This window comes from Parasutterella muris (genome assembly GCF_009767915.1).
Taxonomy (GTDB): Bacteria; Pseudomonadota; Gammaproteobacteria; order Burkholderiales; family Burkholderiaceae_F; genus Parasutterella; species Parasutterella muris.
Map to the genome: position 1 here is coordinate 13628 of NZ_WSRP01000031.1, position 16766 is coordinate 30393.

Below are 16766 nucleotides of genomic sequence, written 5' to 3' on the forward strand. Positions count from 1 at the left end.
TTGTCTCTTTTGCCAATAGGTCTCTAAATGTCAGTACCAGAGGCGCTGTCAGCGTCAAATTAATGAACTGTCTTTTTTTCATAACTCACATCCATAGGATTGATTAAGTCATGGTAAGCAATCGCCTTTATAATTACTAATTGTTTGTTTTCATAATTTTTATAAGAATTAATTATGAATATTCGCGTCCTTCGATATTTTCTTGCGGCAGCTTCACTGCCGAATCTCACATCTGCCGCTGAGTTTCTGCACACGACTCAGCCGAATTTATCGCGTCAGCTCGCCGAACTTGAGGATGAACTCGGACAGAGCCTCTTTGATCGGAGTCAGCGCAAGCTGAAGCTCACGCCGCAGGGAGAGTTTTTATTCAAGCGCGCGAGATCGATTGTGGATCTGTTTGACCGCACTCGTGACGAGTTGGTTCATTTTGAAGGACTGAGCGGGAAAATCATGATTACGGCCGGAGAAACCTGTGCCTTTAAGTACATTGCAATGGCGCTGAAGCGGCTGCAGCAGGAGTCCCCAAAAGTTGTTTTTGAAGTCATCAGCGGACACGAACCGCTTATCGCGGAACACTTAACCAGCGGTGTTTCGCAGTTCGGTTTGTTCATTGGCAAGGTCAATACGTCTCCGTATGTGACACTTGAATTGAATGTTGAAGATCGATGGGGCGTGATTTGCCGTAAAGACAGTGTGCTTGCCGGGAGAGATAAAGTCGGTCCGATGGACTTGAAGAATCTGCAGTTATTAGGTTCACTGCAGGCCTTTAAGCGTGAAGAATTTACCGGCTGGCTCGGATACGCTCCGGAGCAGCTTCAGTTACGAGGCTACTTTAATCTTCCTTCAAGCGCAGTACTGATGGTTCGGGAAAAGCTTGGCACGCTGCTGTGTTTAGAGCATGTCGGCGGCTACGAATCTTTTGATGATCTTCAGTTTTTACCGCTTGATCCTCCCTTAACCGCCAAAATCACGCTTGCCTGGTCGAGGGACACCAATTTAAATTTAGTGTGTCAGAGATTTCTTCAGCATATCAAAGACATTAATGATGAGCTTGCGCTGAAGAGCGAAATAACAGCTCCTTAGAATCCGCACTTTTATAAGAGACGGCCTTGAACTTCTCGGCGTTTAAGATAAATCCCCGCGAAAACAGAGGGACTGATTAGTCATTGGTGTGCAGTTTCGCGGGCTTTTTTATTGCATTAATATCAGTCAGACAACTGAATAAATCAGTTTCTTTCCTGTTGCTTCAATTGCCCTCTCTAGAGTGTCAATCTTCGTCTTTTGTCTCGGGTTCAGGATTCGAGTAACTTCCTGTTTTGCTACTCCTAATCGCCTGGCTATCTGGATCGGTTTAGTCCTCGTTTCTATCATCGAATTGAGAAATAAAACTTTGACGGTTTCACTAGCAGTCAGCTCAACAGAAACTTCATTTTTTTTGGGACGTTTTACTGTAGTTGGGAAGATTTTTCCTTCGTCAACATAATCAGCAACGCAGTCAAGCAGCAATGAGTGCATATCCATTTCTGCAGCTTCCAAGCTATCTCCAAAAGCAAACGCTGACGGATTCTTGCACTCCAAAATAACCTGACCGGATTCAGGATCTCTCGATACCTCACACGGGTAAGATAATCTCATAAACGCCTCCGAAGTTGTGAAAGGCGGGGTTTCTCCCGCCTGCTACTTGAGTTCAAAGCCCGAGCTGTTTCAAAATTTTTGCTAAGAGTATCGGCGGATATTCTTCCGTCGGATGTCTTTTGCAACAAGTTTGTTTACCGCCGTATGAAAGCTTCAAATGCCTAGTGCCATCATCCACTTTCACTCCTTTGTCCTTAAGAGCTTTGATGAACTGGCCATATTTCATTCAAAACTCCTTAGTAACAGAAGTATAGTAAACATTTTCTAATACTAAGCCAACTTTTCCATTTACTTTTTTTTATCGATGGTTGAAGAAAGCCCGTGAAGACGTTAAAAGGGAAAAAGATGTCTTTCTAACTCTCCCGATGGCCGTTAATGAGCAGCGTCAGCAGGCATGGAGAATACGAGGTCTAAGTAAAAAGCCCCAAAAGGCATTTGCTTTGTTTGGGAGTACAAAAATTCCGAAGTTCTGACATTGAGAACGATAAACTGTAAGCTCGGTTTTTGCGCAAAAATGAACTCAGGAATCGAAAAAGTCGGTCCCGAACTTTCAGAACCGACCGTATTGGTAGCGGAGACAGGATTTGAACCTGTGACCTTCGGGTTATGAGCCCGACGAGCTACCAGACTGCTCCACCCCGCAATTATTCTGGCCTTTGCTGATGTTTTACATTCAAGCTTGCAAACTTGAAAAACCAACTTCGCTAGGAAATTGGTAGCGGAGACAGGATTTGAACCTGTGACCTTCGGGTTATGAGCCCGACGAGCTACCAGACTGCTCCACCCCGCAATCAGCTAACGGTTGAATCAATCAACCGAGATCGACACTATAACATGAGAATTCACATTGTGCAACATGACCTCCACAACGTGAACCCAAATTGCGCTCTAGGAATTGTCCGTCTTCTTGTGTTTCTGCTCGCGGATCTGCTCCTGAGCTTTCATCAGCCGGTACAGACGATCTCCTTTGATTAACGGCCGAACAACAATGCGCAGGTTCGAGTTGTGCGTGAAATAACTCCATACCCAGTCAATGAAGATTAAAAGACGGTTCTTGAATCCGACAATATTCATCAGATGGATGACCAGCCAAACCAACCAGCCTAAAAATCCTCCAAACACTAAACCTTTCGTTTCAACGACGGCATGATTGCGGCCGATCGTTGCCATGGAACCTCGGTCATGATATTTAAACGGTTTAAGCGCTTCCCCGTTCTCCATCGCGAGAATGTTGTCTGCGCAGTTGTCCGCCTGCTGCATTGCCGGCTGGGCAACCTGCGGATGACCGTCCGGCCAGTCTTTCTGCTTCATGAGCGCAGTATCGCCTAAGGCAAACACGTTTTTGTATCCGCCGACTCGGTTAAATTCGTCAACAATCAGGCGATTCCCATGGCCATACATGTCTGAGCTGAACCCGCCCATCGAATTTGCGATAACACCAGCTGTCCAAAACACGTTCGCGGTGGGAATTTCCTCATTGCTGAGCCGCAGCACTTCATTCTCATATCCAAGAACACGCGTTTTCTGTTTCAGCTCAACGCCGCGGTAACGAAGATACTCCTCAGCTTCTCGAGAAGATTTCGGCTTAAATGAGTACAAAAGACGATCCTTGCCGTCGACCAAAATGATTCTCATCTTGTCAACGTCTAAGTCCGGATAATCTTTGCGAAGAACAAAGCGTCGCATCTCGGCTAAGGCTCCGGCAAGTTCAACACCGGTGGCACCGCCTCCGACAACCACAAAAGTCAGAAGCTTTTCGCGCTCCTGCATGTCGTCCGTATCTACTGCTCTTTCAAAACTCTCCAGGATGTGGTTTCTGTTGTACAGTGCCTCGGCGGTTGTTTTCAGCGCCATGGTGTTTTCTTCCAGCGCTTTGTTTCCAAAGTAATTAGTGTCGCAGCCTGTTGCTATGACGAGATAGTCATAATGCAGTCTGCCGATCGAAGTTTTGACTTCCTGAGTTTCAGCGTCGGTTTCCAAGACTTCGCACATGCGGATATGGAAGTTTTTTCTGCCGGCAAACAAGCTGCGAAACGGAAATGAAATGGACGAAGGCTCAACGCCGGCTGTCGCTACCTGATAGAGGAGCGGCTGGAAATTGTGATGATTGGTTTTGTCCAGAAGAACAATCTGAAACCGCTCATCTTTTAGCCTTTTGCAGAAATTCAGTCCTGCAAAACCTCCTCCGACAACAACGACTCGTTTGAGTTCTGCCGAGCTCGGAATATCCATTAACCGATCCATTGAAAAGTCCTCTAAGTTCTATGCGCTGATTTTTATACATTCCTATTCAACTGTCATCACCCATTCAGATGAGAACTTGTTTTCAAGTGCGAAAATCTGTAACAGACGCCTACTGCGGCACGGCTTTTTATGTTTATTAGGATCAAATCGATAACAAGTTTTAAATAACTTAAGTTCATGATTTAACTAACTCTCAGTTTTGATTTGCTTGCATAGAATTAAATTATTACAACCCCACATTCTCAAGATTAAATGACTAATTTTCAGACTCTCGCTTCACCTTATGCAGAACGGTTTTTAAATCAGATTCGTGAAGAAAGCCGTGACGGACGCGGCGTATCCCGTCAGGGTTACGGACCTCATGAGCAGTACGTCCACGATTTGGTTATTTCCGAGGCAAAGCGCCTAAATATGGAAATTGAAATCGATCCGGCCGGCAATTTGTGGATTACACGTCCCGGTAAAAACCGCAGTCTCCCCGGCATCGTTTCCGGTTCTCACGGAGATTCCGTTCCCGAGGGCGGAAACTACGATGGTCTTGCAGGGGTCTGCGCTGCTATGACGGTTGCGGATATGCTTGATCGACTGAATGTTCAGCTCGAGCGTGATTACACGGTTTTAGTCACACGCATGGAAGAAAGCTCCTGGTTTGGCAGAGCCTATGTCGGCTCATTAGCGCTTACCGGAAACCTTAAACCGGAAGAAGTGCAGCTGAGACACCGTATCAGCGACCGTACGCTTTTCGATACGATTAAAGACGCCGGGTTCGATCCTGTTGCCATGACAAGCGGAAAACCGCTTAAAGAGCTCTCCAACATTGCCGCCTTTATTGAACTTCATATCGAGCAAGGCCCCACTCTGGAAAACAATCCGACACACCGCATAGCTGCCGTTACCGGTATTCGAGGCAATCTGCGTCACAAGATCTGCAGAGTTATCGGCGAAACTGCGCATTCCGGTGCGGTTAATCGTGAATTCAGACACGACGCGGTACTCGCGCTCGCGGATCTTCTTAGCAGAATGGACAAACACTGGAAAGAATGGCTTGATGCGGGCGAAGATCTGGTCTTCACATGCGGCGTCGTAAACACTGCTAAAACCGCAGCGATTGCGATTATTCCCGGAGAGGTTACTTTCGGTCTTGATATGAGAAGCCTTTCCATGGATACGCTTTATCGATTCCATAATCTGATGCTGGCTGAATGCGATGAAATCGCTAAAGAAAGAGGCGTCCGCTTCGAATTCGACAATGTTCTTGTCTGTGAAGCGAGCGGTGTGGATCCTCAGGTTCGCGGAAGAATCGAAAAGGCCGCAGCCGATCACAGCCTTAACGCGCTCTCAATCCCGAGCGGCGCCGGCCACGACGCAGCGGTTCTCTCCAACGCCGGTGTTCCTGTCGGCATGATTTTCGTCGCTAATCAGAACGGTTCCCATAACTGGCGTGAAGCCATGAAGCTTGAAGATTTCATCCAGGGCGCCGAACTGCTTTGGCACACTGTATGTGATTATGACAATAAATAACTAATCTCCTTTTGAATCCACTGATATCCCTGTTTTTGCGGGCAGTTGAGACCCTCCACTCATCTGCCCGCTTTTTTCTTCTTCAAGCCCTTGTGTATCACTCGGAACTATAATTGCCTACTAACGTAAACCGAGTAATGAATCAAATGTATTACAAAGCACCGACATTTTTAATTGTCCAGGACGATGAAGGTCAGATTGCCTTTCAGCGTGAGGATCTGATGCGCTACAGCGGCGCGCGCGGACTTATCGCCAGCGGAGTGGTCCTGCGCCTCATTCTCGCTGCTTCCGAAGACCTTTGCCCCGGAAGGATTCCTTTCCGTAAAGAATTTAAATTCAGGACCTCCTTCCCCGGTGACGAGGTTCGAGACGGAATAGAACTTGTTACAAGAGCGGTAACACAAGGCAGATTTACCTTGGATCTTTCGATCGGACCGGATTTTGCGCCTGCGACACCGGCCGGCGGAAGAATGTATTTTGAGGTCGCCTATAAAGATAAGGCGATGTCTTATGTTCTTGATCCGAGCATCTTTACTCAGCAGTGGCTTGAAGAAGTTGTGCGTCACCAGGAAGGGAGCGTCAGCAAGGAAGCTCATGCCAAATATCTTGAGTACAAGTATCAAATCCTCGGAATGCTGCTTTCTCGTCCGGAGGTCTTTACGCAGCGTGAGCCGGTGAGCATCGATCGCTTCAAATAGATATCAGTATGGGCAAAAGAGAAATTCATTTTTGTGAAAAATGCGGCCACCCGACTAAACGGGAAATACCCGAAGGAGATACGCACGAGCGCGATGTTTGCCCGTCCTGCGGCTATATCGCCTATATCAATCCGATAAATATTGTCGGTACGGTACCTTATCTCGGCGACAAGGTGCTGCTCTGCCGTCGGGCTATCGAGCCGAGGCTCGGATACTGGACACTTCCCGCGGGTCACCAGGAGGTTCAGGAAACAACACGCGAAGGCGCTGAGAGAGAAACCGAGGAAGAAGCCGGAATCCATGCGGAGATTCCTTCTGCGCCCTACATCCTTCTGGATATTGCGCACGCCGATCAGCTTCATCTGATGTTTCTTGCGCGCATGAAAGACGAAAGCGTTAACCCCGGACCGGAAACCTTTGAAGCTAGGCTTTTTAGCGAAGAGGAAATTCCGTGGGACAAGCTCGCCTTTAACTCGGTGGAAAAATCTCTGCGCTTATTTTTTGCGGATCTGAAAAAAGGCGCCTTCGGCTTTCATTACATTGAAAAGCACACCCCGGGCAAGTTTTTATAGGATTTGCCGTCATGTCGGAGATTAAATTCATCAGCGGTGCGGACAGCTTTAAGGTTCTCAATCCGCTGAATCCGATTTACAAGCAGCGTTATGAAGGTATTGTCGCTTTTTCCGATACGCTTCGCGCAGAGATGCTTCGTGCGGGTTACGCTAAAGGCGTGTTCCCGTGGTCGGTCTCTGCGCCCTACCTGTGGTTTTTTACCGATCCGCGTTTGGTACTCGATCCGAGTCAGCTGATCATTTCTCATTCGCTTCGCAAGCGGATTAGAGACGCGCTTCAGAATGTTTATCGAAGGGACGGGATTAAACACAAGCTTGAGATTTTCTTAGACCATGCTCCGGAAGATGTCCTAAGCGGCTGCGCTGCCGCTCGCCCGGGACAGGACGGCACATGGATCAGCCGTCCTTTGAGACGCGCATATCTTGAAAGCATGAAAGACGGATTCTTTCATACGATCGAATGCCGGGTTGACGGCAAACTTGCCGCGGGTCTCATATTTGATTCCATCGGAAGGATGCTGTACGGAGAATCCATGTTTACCACCCTTCCCGATCTTTCCAAGCTCGCGCTTTCCACGCTCTGCTCTATCGCCCGCAGCGAATCCGTTCATATGATTGACTGTCAGGAAGCGACCGAGCATCTCATCAGTCTCGGCGGAACAGAACTGAGCGGCTCAGACTTTTATCAATCTCTTCAGAAAGAGACCGCACGAGATCCTATTGACTGGCGACTCTATTGCGGCCGCTCACTCAACGATTGTCTCGGAATTCTCCTCTCGGATAAATAGTTTCTTTTATCGCTCTCTTTTAAATACAACGATTTCACGGGCATTTAGGTAAAACTTTAATACCCGATTCAGACAGCGGCGCATTTGCATTGCTATACTTTTTCTATTCCGATTCCTCGGAAGGTTTATTTGTACCTACGAGAAGAACGAATCGAACATTATTTTGGAAAATTTTCGGCAAACTATTATTCACGGACCGCTATGAACGCCTTATACAAAGCCGCTAAGACCGTGCTGTTTCGCTTTACACCGGAACAGGCGCATCACATTATTCTCTCGAATCTTGACTGGATCACTCAGTTTGGTCTCCAGAAACTCGTTACGCGTCGTTTCCCTGAAGATCCTATCGAAGTAATGGGACTGCGTTTCCCTAACTGCGTCGGACTTGCCGCCGGCATGGACAAAGACGGAGAGCACGTTACCGCTTTCGGCGCCTTAGGATTCGGTTCTGTGGAAATCGGTACCGTCACGCCTAAAGGTCAGCCCGGCAATCCGAAGCCGAGATGCTTCCGTCTGGTTAAGGACGACGCCATCATCAACCGCATGGGCTTTAATAACGTAGGCGCGATTCAGGTCGCAAAGAACCTTCAGAGCGCAAGAGCTTTCCGCAACAGAGGCGGCATCCTCGGCGTCAATATCGGCAAAAATAAAGTCACGCCGAACGAAGATGCGCTCAGCGACTACATTAAGTGCATGGATCGCCTCTACATGAGCGGCGACTATATCGCTATTAATATTTCTTCTCCCAATACGCCGAATCTTCGTGATTTACAGGCGGACGCCGAGCTGGATCATCTGCTCGGCGGCATCGCGGAGCACCGCCGTAAACTCACGGATCAGAACGAAGGCAAAATCGTACCGATCGCGGTTAAGCTCGCCCCTGACCTCAGCGACGACGGTATTCGTTCCGCGCTTGATATTATTGTGAAGCACGGAATGGACGGCGTGATCTGCACCAACACCACGATTACCCGTGAGCCGGTCGCGCATAATCCGCTCTCTAAAGAGACAGGCGGTCTTTCCGGCAAACCGCTCATGGAAAGATCCACCGAAGTCTGCCGTCTTGCCTCGGAACACCTTCAGGGAAGACTCCCGATTATCGCTTCGGGCGGAGTCATGGAAGCCAAGGACGCGGTTGAGAAAATGAAAGCCGGCGCATCCATTGTTCAGCTCTATACCGGCTTTATCTTTAAGGGGCCCGAGCTGATCGCGGATTGCTCTGAAGCGATCGCGCAGTGGCGTTCTCTGAATAAAGCTTAATTAAACGCCGAATCCATATGAAGTGTTTTATCGGACTGCCGGCTGCGAAAGAAGCGGTGCCCCATCTTTGCGAACTGCAGAAACGAGCGTTCTCGCTTGATCCTGCGTCTCGTATTATTCCGGCTGAAAACTTCCACGTCACGCTTGCGTTTATCGGAGAGATCACACCCGAGCAGGCTCAGCTCGTCGCTCAGGGCGTGGACATCATGACGGATTTCAGCTCAAGGAGCTGGAGCATTACCCGAAGCGGCCGGTTTGTTCGTCCGAAAGTCTTTTACGTCAGCGGCGAGCGCTATGAACCGATTTTCCATCTGGCTCGCGAAGCGGCGGAAATTCTTCATACGCTGAACATTCCTTTTGATGAAAAAAGCCGCTTTACACCCCATATTACAGTTCTGAGAAATTCCCATTTGGATGAACCCGTGGTCACGCATCCCTTTGAGTGGCCGATCCTCAGAGCAAGACTATTTGAATCCAAACTGGACGAAGACGGAAAGCGCGTCTATGTTCCGATCTAACTATCAGAAAGAGAGTCAAACATGAACGGAGTCGAAATTGTTACCCGCCCGGGGTTTTGGAATATCCCCGTATGGGCAATTATCGGGATCTACGTCATCGGAATTGCGGCCTGCGTTATCTGCGCCTTAGGCATCCGCAAGTCCTATCTGCTTTGGCGCGCGGGCAAGCCCTACGCTATGGATAAGGAAACCAAACGCCGCTGGGGATTTTTCTATCGTGAGGGCCTGCTGCAGAAACGCATCGTGCGCAAGCCGCTCGGAAGCAGACTCCATTTTTGGATTTTCTGGGGCTTTGTATTTCTGTTTTTCGGGACTGCGCTCGCCGTACTGGACTGGGATATCGGCAAACTGATTTTCGGCAAGCAGTTCCTTGCGGGCGGTGTTTACTATTTTTATAAGCTGATTTTGGATATTGCCGGCGTGGTCTGTCTGATCGGCTTGGGGATGGCTTTTTACCGACGCTTTATTAAAGAAGGCCGTCAGTTTGAAAAGTCGATGCGTTTTATTTACATTCTCGGTTCTCTCGCAGTCATCATTATCACCGGCTACATTGTGGAAGCGCTTCGTCTTGCCGAAGAGCAGCCCGCGCATGCTGTATGGTCGCCCGTCGGCAACTTCATTGCGCAGGTGTTCTACAGCGGCATGAGCAAAGAGCAGCTCGAGGCGCAGCATCTCTGGGTTTGGATTTTCCACGGTCTGATTTCTCTCGCTTTTGTTGCGCTCATTCCGGCAACCTACTTTTCTCATATGTATAAGAGTCCGACCAGCATTTACTGGCAGAGAACCAAACCGAGAGGACTGCTTGAAAAAATTGACGACATTGAGGAGCAGGAAATCTTTGGTATTTCCAAGTTTGGTCAGTTCAGCTGGCACGATCGTCTGAACTTTGACGCCTGTGTTGAATGCGGCCGCTGTACATCGGTGTGTCCGGTCAACCGTGCGGGCGGCCCGCTTGATCCGCGAGAAATTATTCTTTCGCTTAAAAAACGCATGGAAGAAGGCTACAGCAAGTCCGAAGATATTCTTGTTCCGGATGTAGTTTCCAAAGAAGCGCTTCTTTCCTGCACTACCTGCGGCGCGTGCGTCGAACAGTGCCCTTCCCGCATTGAGATTGTCAATACCATCGCCCAGATGAGACGTTCCGTCGGTATGGAGGAAGGACAATTTGCCGAAGGCGTCGCAAAGACACTGCAGAATATTCAATCGGTGGGCAATCCCTGGGGCCTGGACCCGGACGAGCGCTTTGCATGGGCTAAGGATTTAGACATTCCGTTTGCGGAACCCGGAGTCCACTACGATATTCTGTATTGGGTCGGCTGCTCCGCTTCTTACGATAAACGCAACCAGAAGATCGCGCGTGCCATGATTAAAATCCTGCGCGCTTCCGGTCTGAGTTTCGCTGTCATGGCTGAAGAAATGTGCAATGCGGAATACGCTCGGCGTGTCGGCGAAGAGTATCTCTTCCAGATTCAGACTCAGATGAATATTGAAAACCTGCGCCAGTATACGTTCAGCCGCATTCTTGCGCACTGCCCGCACTGCTTCAATACGCTGAAGAACGATTATCCCGAGTTTGAACGCGGTCAGTTCAACGTTATTTCGCATGTTCAGTTCATTGCCGAACAGATGGATGCGGGCCGCATTAAAGCGTCCCTGTCTGAAAAAGAGCGCATTGCGGTTCATGACGCCTGCTATTACGCCCGCTATAACCAAATCATCAACGCTCCGCGCTTTGATCTGAATAAGGTTGAAGGTCTTGAAACCGTCAATCCGAAGGAATGGGGATGCAATACGACTTGCTGCGGCGCGGGCGGCGGTCAGTTCTGGACCGATACGGACGCTTCAGAGCGCCTTAACGTTATCCGCCTGAAAGCGATCGTCGATACGACCGGATGCGACAAGGTCGCAACGAGCTGCCCGTTCTGTCTGTCGATGTTTGATTCGGCCAAGTCTCAGGATAAATCACTATCTGAAATTTCAATTGCGGATGTTGCCGAAATTATTGCGAAAAATCTAAAATAATCAATAGAAGTATTAATGAATTAAAACTACCCAATGGAAAATTCCGCTTACAAGGCAAACATTCAGGTGCTTGACCGCACCAGCGCGATTCTGAGAGTTTTGACTCAGCATCATGAACCTGTCAGCCTCAAGGTCATTGCCGATGAAACGAGTCTGCATGTTTCCACCTGCTACCGAATTTTGAATGATTTGGTTCGGCTTCGTTTTGTGGAAAAAGGATCGGTTGCGGGGACTTATCGTTTAGGTCTGCGCTTTCTCCAGCTCGGCAATTTGGTCAGAGAGCGGATTTCCGTTCGAGATACCGCTAAATCCGGGATGCAGCGCCTGCATAATCTGACTCGTCAGACGGTTAATCTTTCGATTCGTCAGAATGATTCGATTGTTTATATTGACCGCATTATGCGCGAGCGCCCCGGAATTCAGGTTGTGCGCACGATCGGCGCGACTGCCCCGCTTCATACGACAAGTTCCGGCAAACTTTTTCTCTCGGAAGATTCTTTTGAGCAGATCAGAGCCTATGCGCTCAGAACCAACCTTGAGCCTTCCACGCCGAAAAGCATTACGGATTTGGATCAGCTGATCAATGAATTAAATCGAGTCAAAACACTCGGATTTGCCAAGGACGACGAAGAGCTTGAGCTCGGCGTCTGCTGCATCGCGGCGGGCATTCGAGACGATTCGGGCAAATTGGTCGCGTGTTTATCGATCTCATCGCCCGCAAATAATGTTCAGGAAGGCTGGATCAGCGAGCTCAAGCATACGGCCGACGATATTTCCGAACATTTAGGGTATGTCGCAACACCCGGAGAACTTTACGTTCGACCGGACTTTTCCTAACAGCTTTGACGGCCTGCCCTAAAGAAGGCCTTTTTCATCATGACGCAGCAGTGCCTCTTCTGTCATCTTCCCGATCAGTTAAAAGTTCAAGCGGAAAACGCGCTCGCATTCGCAATTTTTGACGGGTTTCCGGTGAATCCCGGTCACACGCTCATTATTCCGAAACGCCATGTTGCTTCCTACTTTGATCTTACCGAAGACGAAGTTCGGGCCATGCATGAGCTTTTAGGGCAAATGAAAGTCCGGATAGAAAATGAATTCCGTCCGGACGGTTTTAACATCGGCGTCAATGTCAGCGAAGCCGCAGGGCAATCGGTTTTTCATGTGCATATGCACTTAATTCCGCGCTTTAAGGGCGACATTGAAAACCCGAGAGGCGGAGTTCGAGGCGTCATTCCCGCTAAGAGAAGCTACTGATCACAGAGCGCCTCGGTCAAGCGCCTTTTTAATTTCCTGCGATTCTTTTGTAATTCTCGCCTCTTCTTCCTGTCTGCCGTAGCGCTCCATTGCGAACTGAACAATCGCTTTGGCGAGCAGATCGTCCGGCACAAAGGAAGCGGCAACATTTTCTTCCTTGAGACGAAGTGCTTCCTCATCCGTGCCGGCAGGCATAATCGCTTCGATTTTTGTATTCAGAAGGCGCGCAGTCTCCATAATTTTGCGGCAGGTAATTTCGTTTTCCACCGCCATAATGACAAGCGCCGCATCCTGAATATGCGCCTGAATCAGGATCGCAGGGTCGGATGCTTCACCGCAGACCGCATTGATTTTGCGCTCTCTGAGTGACTCAACATTTGTGCGGTTCTCATCGATCACCACAACCGAGAGATTACGCTCAAGCAGGAGGCTGAGGATTTTCTCGCCTTTTTCTCCGTCTCCGATCAGTACGATATGTCCGCGCAGAAACTCAGAATCGACATCATCGGGCATCAGTGACATCGGATCTGTTCGTGCATCCATACGGCGGGCAAAAGCCCAGTGTTTTTTGATGAAGGCGCGCACAAAATCCGCGCTCGCGAACGCGAAAGGATTCAGAGCGATGGAGATAATCGCACCCGCAAGCACAAGGCTCATCCCCTCCTGCGGCAGAATTCCGAGCTGGATACCAAGCGCCGCAAGAATAAATGAGAATTCTCCGATCTGCGCAAGCGAAGCGGAAACCGTAATCGCTGTATGCAGCGGGTAGCGAAACAGAAGCACGAGGAAAAACGCGACGAGTCCCTTGCCGAGAATAATAATCGCGAGGACCGCCAGTACGTGAAGCGGCTGCTCAATCAGAATTCCCGGATCAAACATCATGCCCACGCCGACGAAGAAAATTACGGAAAACGCGTCGCGCAGCGGAAGAGACTCGATAGCGGCTCTGTGCGAGTATCGGGACTCACGCATGACCATGCCGGAGAAAAACGCGCCGAGCGCGAAAGAGACTCGGAAAATTTCCGCAGCTCCGTAGGCAATTCCGATCGCAAAGACCAGCACTGAAAGCGTAAAGAGTTCGCGAGAGCCGGTTTTAGCCACTTGACGCAAAAGCCAAGGCAGAAGGCGTTTGCCGACGATCAGCATCAGCGCAATAAAACCGAAGACGCGAGCGAGCGTCCAGAGAATAATTTCCCACAAGGGTTCAGCTGCAGCGGTCTCCGGCTGAGACGCGCCCATCATAAAGGCAAGAGGCGGCAAAAGCACCAGAATCAGAACGGTCATAATGTCTTCAACCACGAGCCAGCCGACAGCGATCTGACCATCATGGCTTTCAAGCAGCCTGCGGCTTTCCAAACCTTTTAAAAGAACGACTGTAGAAGCGCAGGATAAACATAAGCCGAAAACGATACATTGTCCCCAAGGCCAATCCCAGCAATGCGAAAGCAGCGCGCCAAGCGCAGTTGCCAATCCCATCTGCAGAATGGCGCCGGGAACCGCGATTTTTTTAACGCGCAGAAGGTCCGTCAGAGAAAAATGCAGCCCGACCCCAAACATCAGCAGCATGACGCCGATTTCGGAGAGCTGACCCGCGATACCAACGTCACCCACAAACCCCGGTGTCGTCGGAGAAATAATAATGCCCGCAAGAAGGTAGCCTACTAACGCAGGGACCTTAATTCTTTCCATCACGAAGCCAAGCATCCAAGCGATCGCAAAACCGATTGCAAGCGTGGAAATAAGACTGAAACTGTGACTCATTAATATGCTCCAATTATGATGGGTTGGTTGGCTGAACCAGAGGGATTTTGCTGTTTTCGACGATTTCCTTGTCCTGAGGATTGTCGCCCTCGAGCAATTCTTTGCGTACGAGATCGCACATTTTATCCGCAAGAGCGTTGGATGCCTGAACCACCATACCAAGGTTATCTGCGGTCATGTTAGCGGCTTCACTGTCTGTTGTTGCACGCAAAATAAACTTGATATCCGGATTCAGCAGTTTGGAAGTTTCAACCACCTTACGCTCCAGGATTTCATCGCGAATTGTCAGAATTAATAATGGGCTCTTATGTACGTGAGCCTGAAGAAGCGAGGACGGATCAACTGCGTCGCCCTGAATGGCAGTCAAACTGCTGCGTCTGAGCTTCTGCACCAAAGCATCGTCCTTATCAAGGATTACAACCGGAATGTTTAATTTGTTTAATTCATTGCAAAGTTTTCTGCCGACTTCGCCATAACCGACAACCACGACATGGCCGGTGATTTTCTTTTGTTCAACGTCGTCAGGCATCAGAGACTGAGGAGACGGACGGGCGGCCGCCACGCGAAAAAGTTTACTTTTTCTTTTGAGGAAATCGCCGACCTTTTGCATACTTGCGAATGCAAACGGGTTGACCGCGATGGAGAAAATCGCTGCCGCAAGAACCAAGTTCATGCCCTCTTCCGTCACAAGACCAAGACTTTGGCCGAGGCCCGCCAAAATAAATGAGAATTCGCCGATCTGCCCCAAGCAGGCACCGAGAGTAAGCGCGGTACGCAGCGGATAGCGAAGAAGCACCACGAGGATGGTCGCGATGACCGGGTTAAAGAGAAGAATAATGAGCAGAATGCCAAGCAGATGGAACGGATGCTCCATGATGACCGACGGGTCGAACATCATTCCGACACCGACGAAGAAAATCACAGAGAACGCGTCACGCAGCGGCAGAGACTCAATCGCCGCGCGATGCGCATACTGCGATTCACGCATAACCATGCCGGCAAAGAAAGCACCGAGCGCGAATGAAACGTGGAAGATTTCAGAGGCGCCGAAGGCGATACCGATCGCGACCGCCAGTACACACAGCGTAAAGAGTTCGCGAGAGCCGGTCTTTGCGACCTGCCAAAGCAGGAACGGCAGCACGCGTTTACCGATCACGAGCATCAGGACAATAAAGACAATCACCTGAGCGAATGTAATGAGAAGGAGCTGCCAGAGCGGCACCGCAGTGTTCTGCGCTTGTCCGCCGAGCATTGAGGAGAGCGGCGGCAGAAGAACGAGCAGAAGCACCGTGACCATATCCTGAACGACCAGCCAGCCCACGGCGACGTTTCCGTCAAAGCCCTGCAGCAGGCCTCTTGCCTCAAGCGCTTTGAGTACCACAACCGTAGAAGCGCAGGATAAACAAAGCCCCATGAGCAGCGCGTGACCGAAATCCCAACCCCAGAAGTATGAAAGCGCTGTCCCGACGAGCGTGGAAGAAATCATTTGGCAGATCGCGCCCGGCACGACGAGTCCTTTGACTTTGATCAGATCGGATAAGGAGAAATGCAGGCCGACACCGAACATCAGAAGCATGACACCGATTTCTGCGAGCTGATTGGCAAGCGCCAAATCTACATCGAATCCGAAAACCGAAGGGGATACCAAAATACCTGCGATAAGGTATCCGACAAGCGCTGGCACTTTAATTTTTTCCGCGAGGAAACCTAATACGAGGGCGACGCCGAAGCCGATCGCGAGCGTAGAAATAAGTGAAACAGAATGCATTTTCGGTATTGATTGGGTTAACTGCTCAAAGTTGGTTTTTAAATCACTAATTTTACGCAATCGGGGGATGAAATTGACGATAATCCCCGATGTAAGTAGATAGAACATCAATCAGGCAGTACAGATGAACAAACCGCTCATTGCAAAAATCAACGATAAATTTGAGACCGCGCTTTTAATTATTCAGGCGGGAGCGCTTGTGATTATTACCGTCGCAACCGCAATCGCCATTGTCGCCGAAGGTTACGACATGTTCCATTCAAGGACCATCGGTCTTGCGAACCTTCTGCTTTTGTTTCTTTTTATCGAGATTTTGTCGATGGTGCGTCAGTACGCGCTCGGTCAGCATGAATTAAAGCTGAAAACACCGCTTGTCATCACGGTCGTCGCTGTTGCTCGCTACCTCATTATTAATATGGAGCACCTCACAAGCAAGTGGATACTTCTTACCTCCATTTCTATATTGATTCTTACAATTTCTCTATTAATTTCCCGCCAAATCAAAGGTCTTCATGATGACGAAATGGAGGACTTAAAGATGTCATCTGCTAAGAAACTTCTCGCAAAAGTGACGTCTAAAAATAACAATGATGCGGGATAATAAAAATACAATTCGTATTAGTGCTAATAGTTATTCCCAGATAGGCTTGTCATTTCCTGAAATCGGTTGACTACTTGATGTTGTTAAACCTAGTTAAAGTTTACTGTTTAAAGAGTAATCCCTG

General features: G+C 49.2%; 16 protein-coding genes and 2 tRNA genes. 11 read left to right on the forward strand and 7 right to left on the reverse strand.

The genetic code is table 11. From position 1 onward, the window contains the following. Positions 1-174 precede the first annotated feature (174 nt). Positions 175-1083: a LysR family transcriptional regulator gene (locus E5987_RS09605; protein ID WP_160335872.1), complete on the forward strand. Its 909-nt coding sequence runs from the start codon at positions 175-177 to the stop codon at positions 1081-1083. A gap of 126 nt (positions 1084-1209) precedes the next feature. Here the strand turns inward: E5987_RS09605 and E5987_RS09610 are convergent, their stop codons facing one another. From E5987_RS09610 to E5987_RS09630, 5 genes are all read right to left on the reverse strand, one after another. Then, a complete protein-coding gene (locus E5987_RS09610; RefSeq protein WP_160335873.1) occupies positions 1210-1635 on the reverse strand; it encodes a hypothetical protein in 426 nt (141 codons plus the stop codon). Positions 1636-1687: 52 nt separating this feature from the next. Then, the gene (locus tag E5987_RS09615) at positions 1688-1861 is read right to left on the reverse strand and encodes a type II toxin-antitoxin system HicA family toxin (protein ID WP_160335874.1); all 174 of its coding nucleotides are present in this window, start codon (positions 1859-1861) and stop codon (positions 1688-1690) included. A 340-nt stretch (positions 1862-2201) separates the two neighbouring features. Beyond that, positions 2202-2278, reverse strand: a tRNA-Met gene (locus tag E5987_RS09620). 70 nt (positions 2279-2348) lie between these two features. Next, positions 2349-2425 (reverse strand) — tRNA-Met (locus E5987_RS09625). Positions 2426-2523: 98 nt separating this feature from the next. After that, complete coding sequence (locus E5987_RS09630) at positions 2524-3879, reverse strand: NAD(P)/FAD-dependent oxidoreductase (RefSeq protein ID WP_160335875.1); 1356 nt, start codon at positions 3877-3879, stop codon at positions 2524-2526. A 252-nt stretch (positions 3880-4131) separates the two neighbouring features. Here E5987_RS09630 and E5987_RS09635 point away from each other — a divergent pair, with 252 nt between their 5' ends. From E5987_RS09635 to E5987_RS09675, 9 genes are all read left to right on the forward strand, one after another. Beyond that, positions 4132-5400 (forward strand): hydantoinase/carbamoylase family amidase, encoded by a 1269-nt coding sequence (locus E5987_RS09635; protein WP_160335876.1) that lies wholly within the window; start codon positions 4132-4134, stop codon positions 5398-5400. Positions 5401-5513: 113 nt separating this feature from the next. Then, complete coding sequence (locus tag E5987_RS09640; RefSeq protein ID WP_237178792.1) at positions 5514-6098, forward strand: hypothetical protein; 585 nt, start codon at positions 5514-5516, stop codon at positions 6096-6098. A gap of 23 nt (positions 6099-6121) precedes the next feature. Beyond that, the gene (locus E5987_RS09645) at positions 6122-6670 is read left to right on the forward strand and encodes an NUDIX hydrolase (RefSeq protein WP_420901719.1); all 549 of its coding nucleotides are present in this window, start codon (positions 6122-6124) and stop codon (positions 6668-6670) included. Between the two features lie 11 nt (positions 6671-6681). Beyond that, the gene (locus E5987_RS09650) at positions 6682-7458 is read left to right on the forward strand and encodes a leucyl/phenylalanyl-tRNA--protein transferase (protein ID WP_160335878.1); all 777 of its coding nucleotides are present in this window, start codon (positions 6682-6684) and stop codon (positions 7456-7458) included. Positions 7459-7659: 201 nt separating this feature from the next. Continuing rightward, a complete protein-coding gene (locus tag E5987_RS09655; protein ID WP_160335879.1) occupies positions 7660-8718 on the forward strand; it encodes a quinone-dependent dihydroorotate dehydrogenase in 1059 nt (352 codons plus the stop codon). A 17-nt stretch (positions 8719-8735) separates the two neighbouring features. Then, complete coding sequence (gene thpR, locus E5987_RS09660; RefSeq protein ID WP_160335880.1) at positions 8736-9236, forward strand: RNA 2',3'-cyclic phosphodiesterase; 501 nt, start codon at positions 8736-8738, stop codon at positions 9234-9236. 21 nt (positions 9237-9257) lie between these two features. After that, positions 9258-11258, forward strand: a complete 2001-nt coding sequence (locus E5987_RS09665) for a heterodisulfide reductase-related iron-sulfur binding cluster (protein WP_160335881.1) — start codon at positions 9258-9260, stop codon at positions 11256-11258. A 33-nt stretch (positions 11259-11291) separates the two neighbouring features. Then, the gene (locus E5987_RS09670) at positions 11292-12095 is read left to right on the forward strand and encodes an IclR family transcriptional regulator (RefSeq protein WP_160335882.1); all 804 of its coding nucleotides are present in this window, start codon (positions 11292-11294) and stop codon (positions 12093-12095) included. 39 nt (positions 12096-12134) lie between these two features. Then, entirely contained in the window at positions 12135-12512 is a 378-nt protein-coding gene (locus E5987_RS09675) for an HIT family protein (RefSeq protein ID WP_160335883.1), read from the forward strand. Here E5987_RS09675 and E5987_RS09680 read toward each other — a convergent pair whose 3' ends face one another. Then, positions 12513-14273: a cation:proton antiporter gene (locus E5987_RS09680; protein WP_160335884.1), complete on the reverse strand. Its 1761-nt coding sequence runs from the start codon at positions 14271-14273 to the stop codon at positions 12513-12515. It abuts the gene before it with no gap. A gap of 13 nt (positions 14274-14286) precedes the next feature. Beyond that, complete coding sequence (locus tag E5987_RS09685; protein WP_160335885.1) at positions 14287-16041, reverse strand: cation:proton antiporter; 1755 nt, start codon at positions 16039-16041, stop codon at positions 14287-14289. A 124-nt stretch (positions 16042-16165) separates the two neighbouring features. Between E5987_RS09685 and E5987_RS09690 the strand changes: the two genes are divergently transcribed. After that, on the forward strand, positions 16166-16642 hold the full coding sequence (locus tag E5987_RS09690) for a phosphate-starvation-inducible PsiE family protein (protein WP_160335886.1): 477 nt from the start codon (positions 16166-16168) through the stop codon (positions 16640-16642). Positions 16643-16766 lie beyond the last annotated feature (124 nt).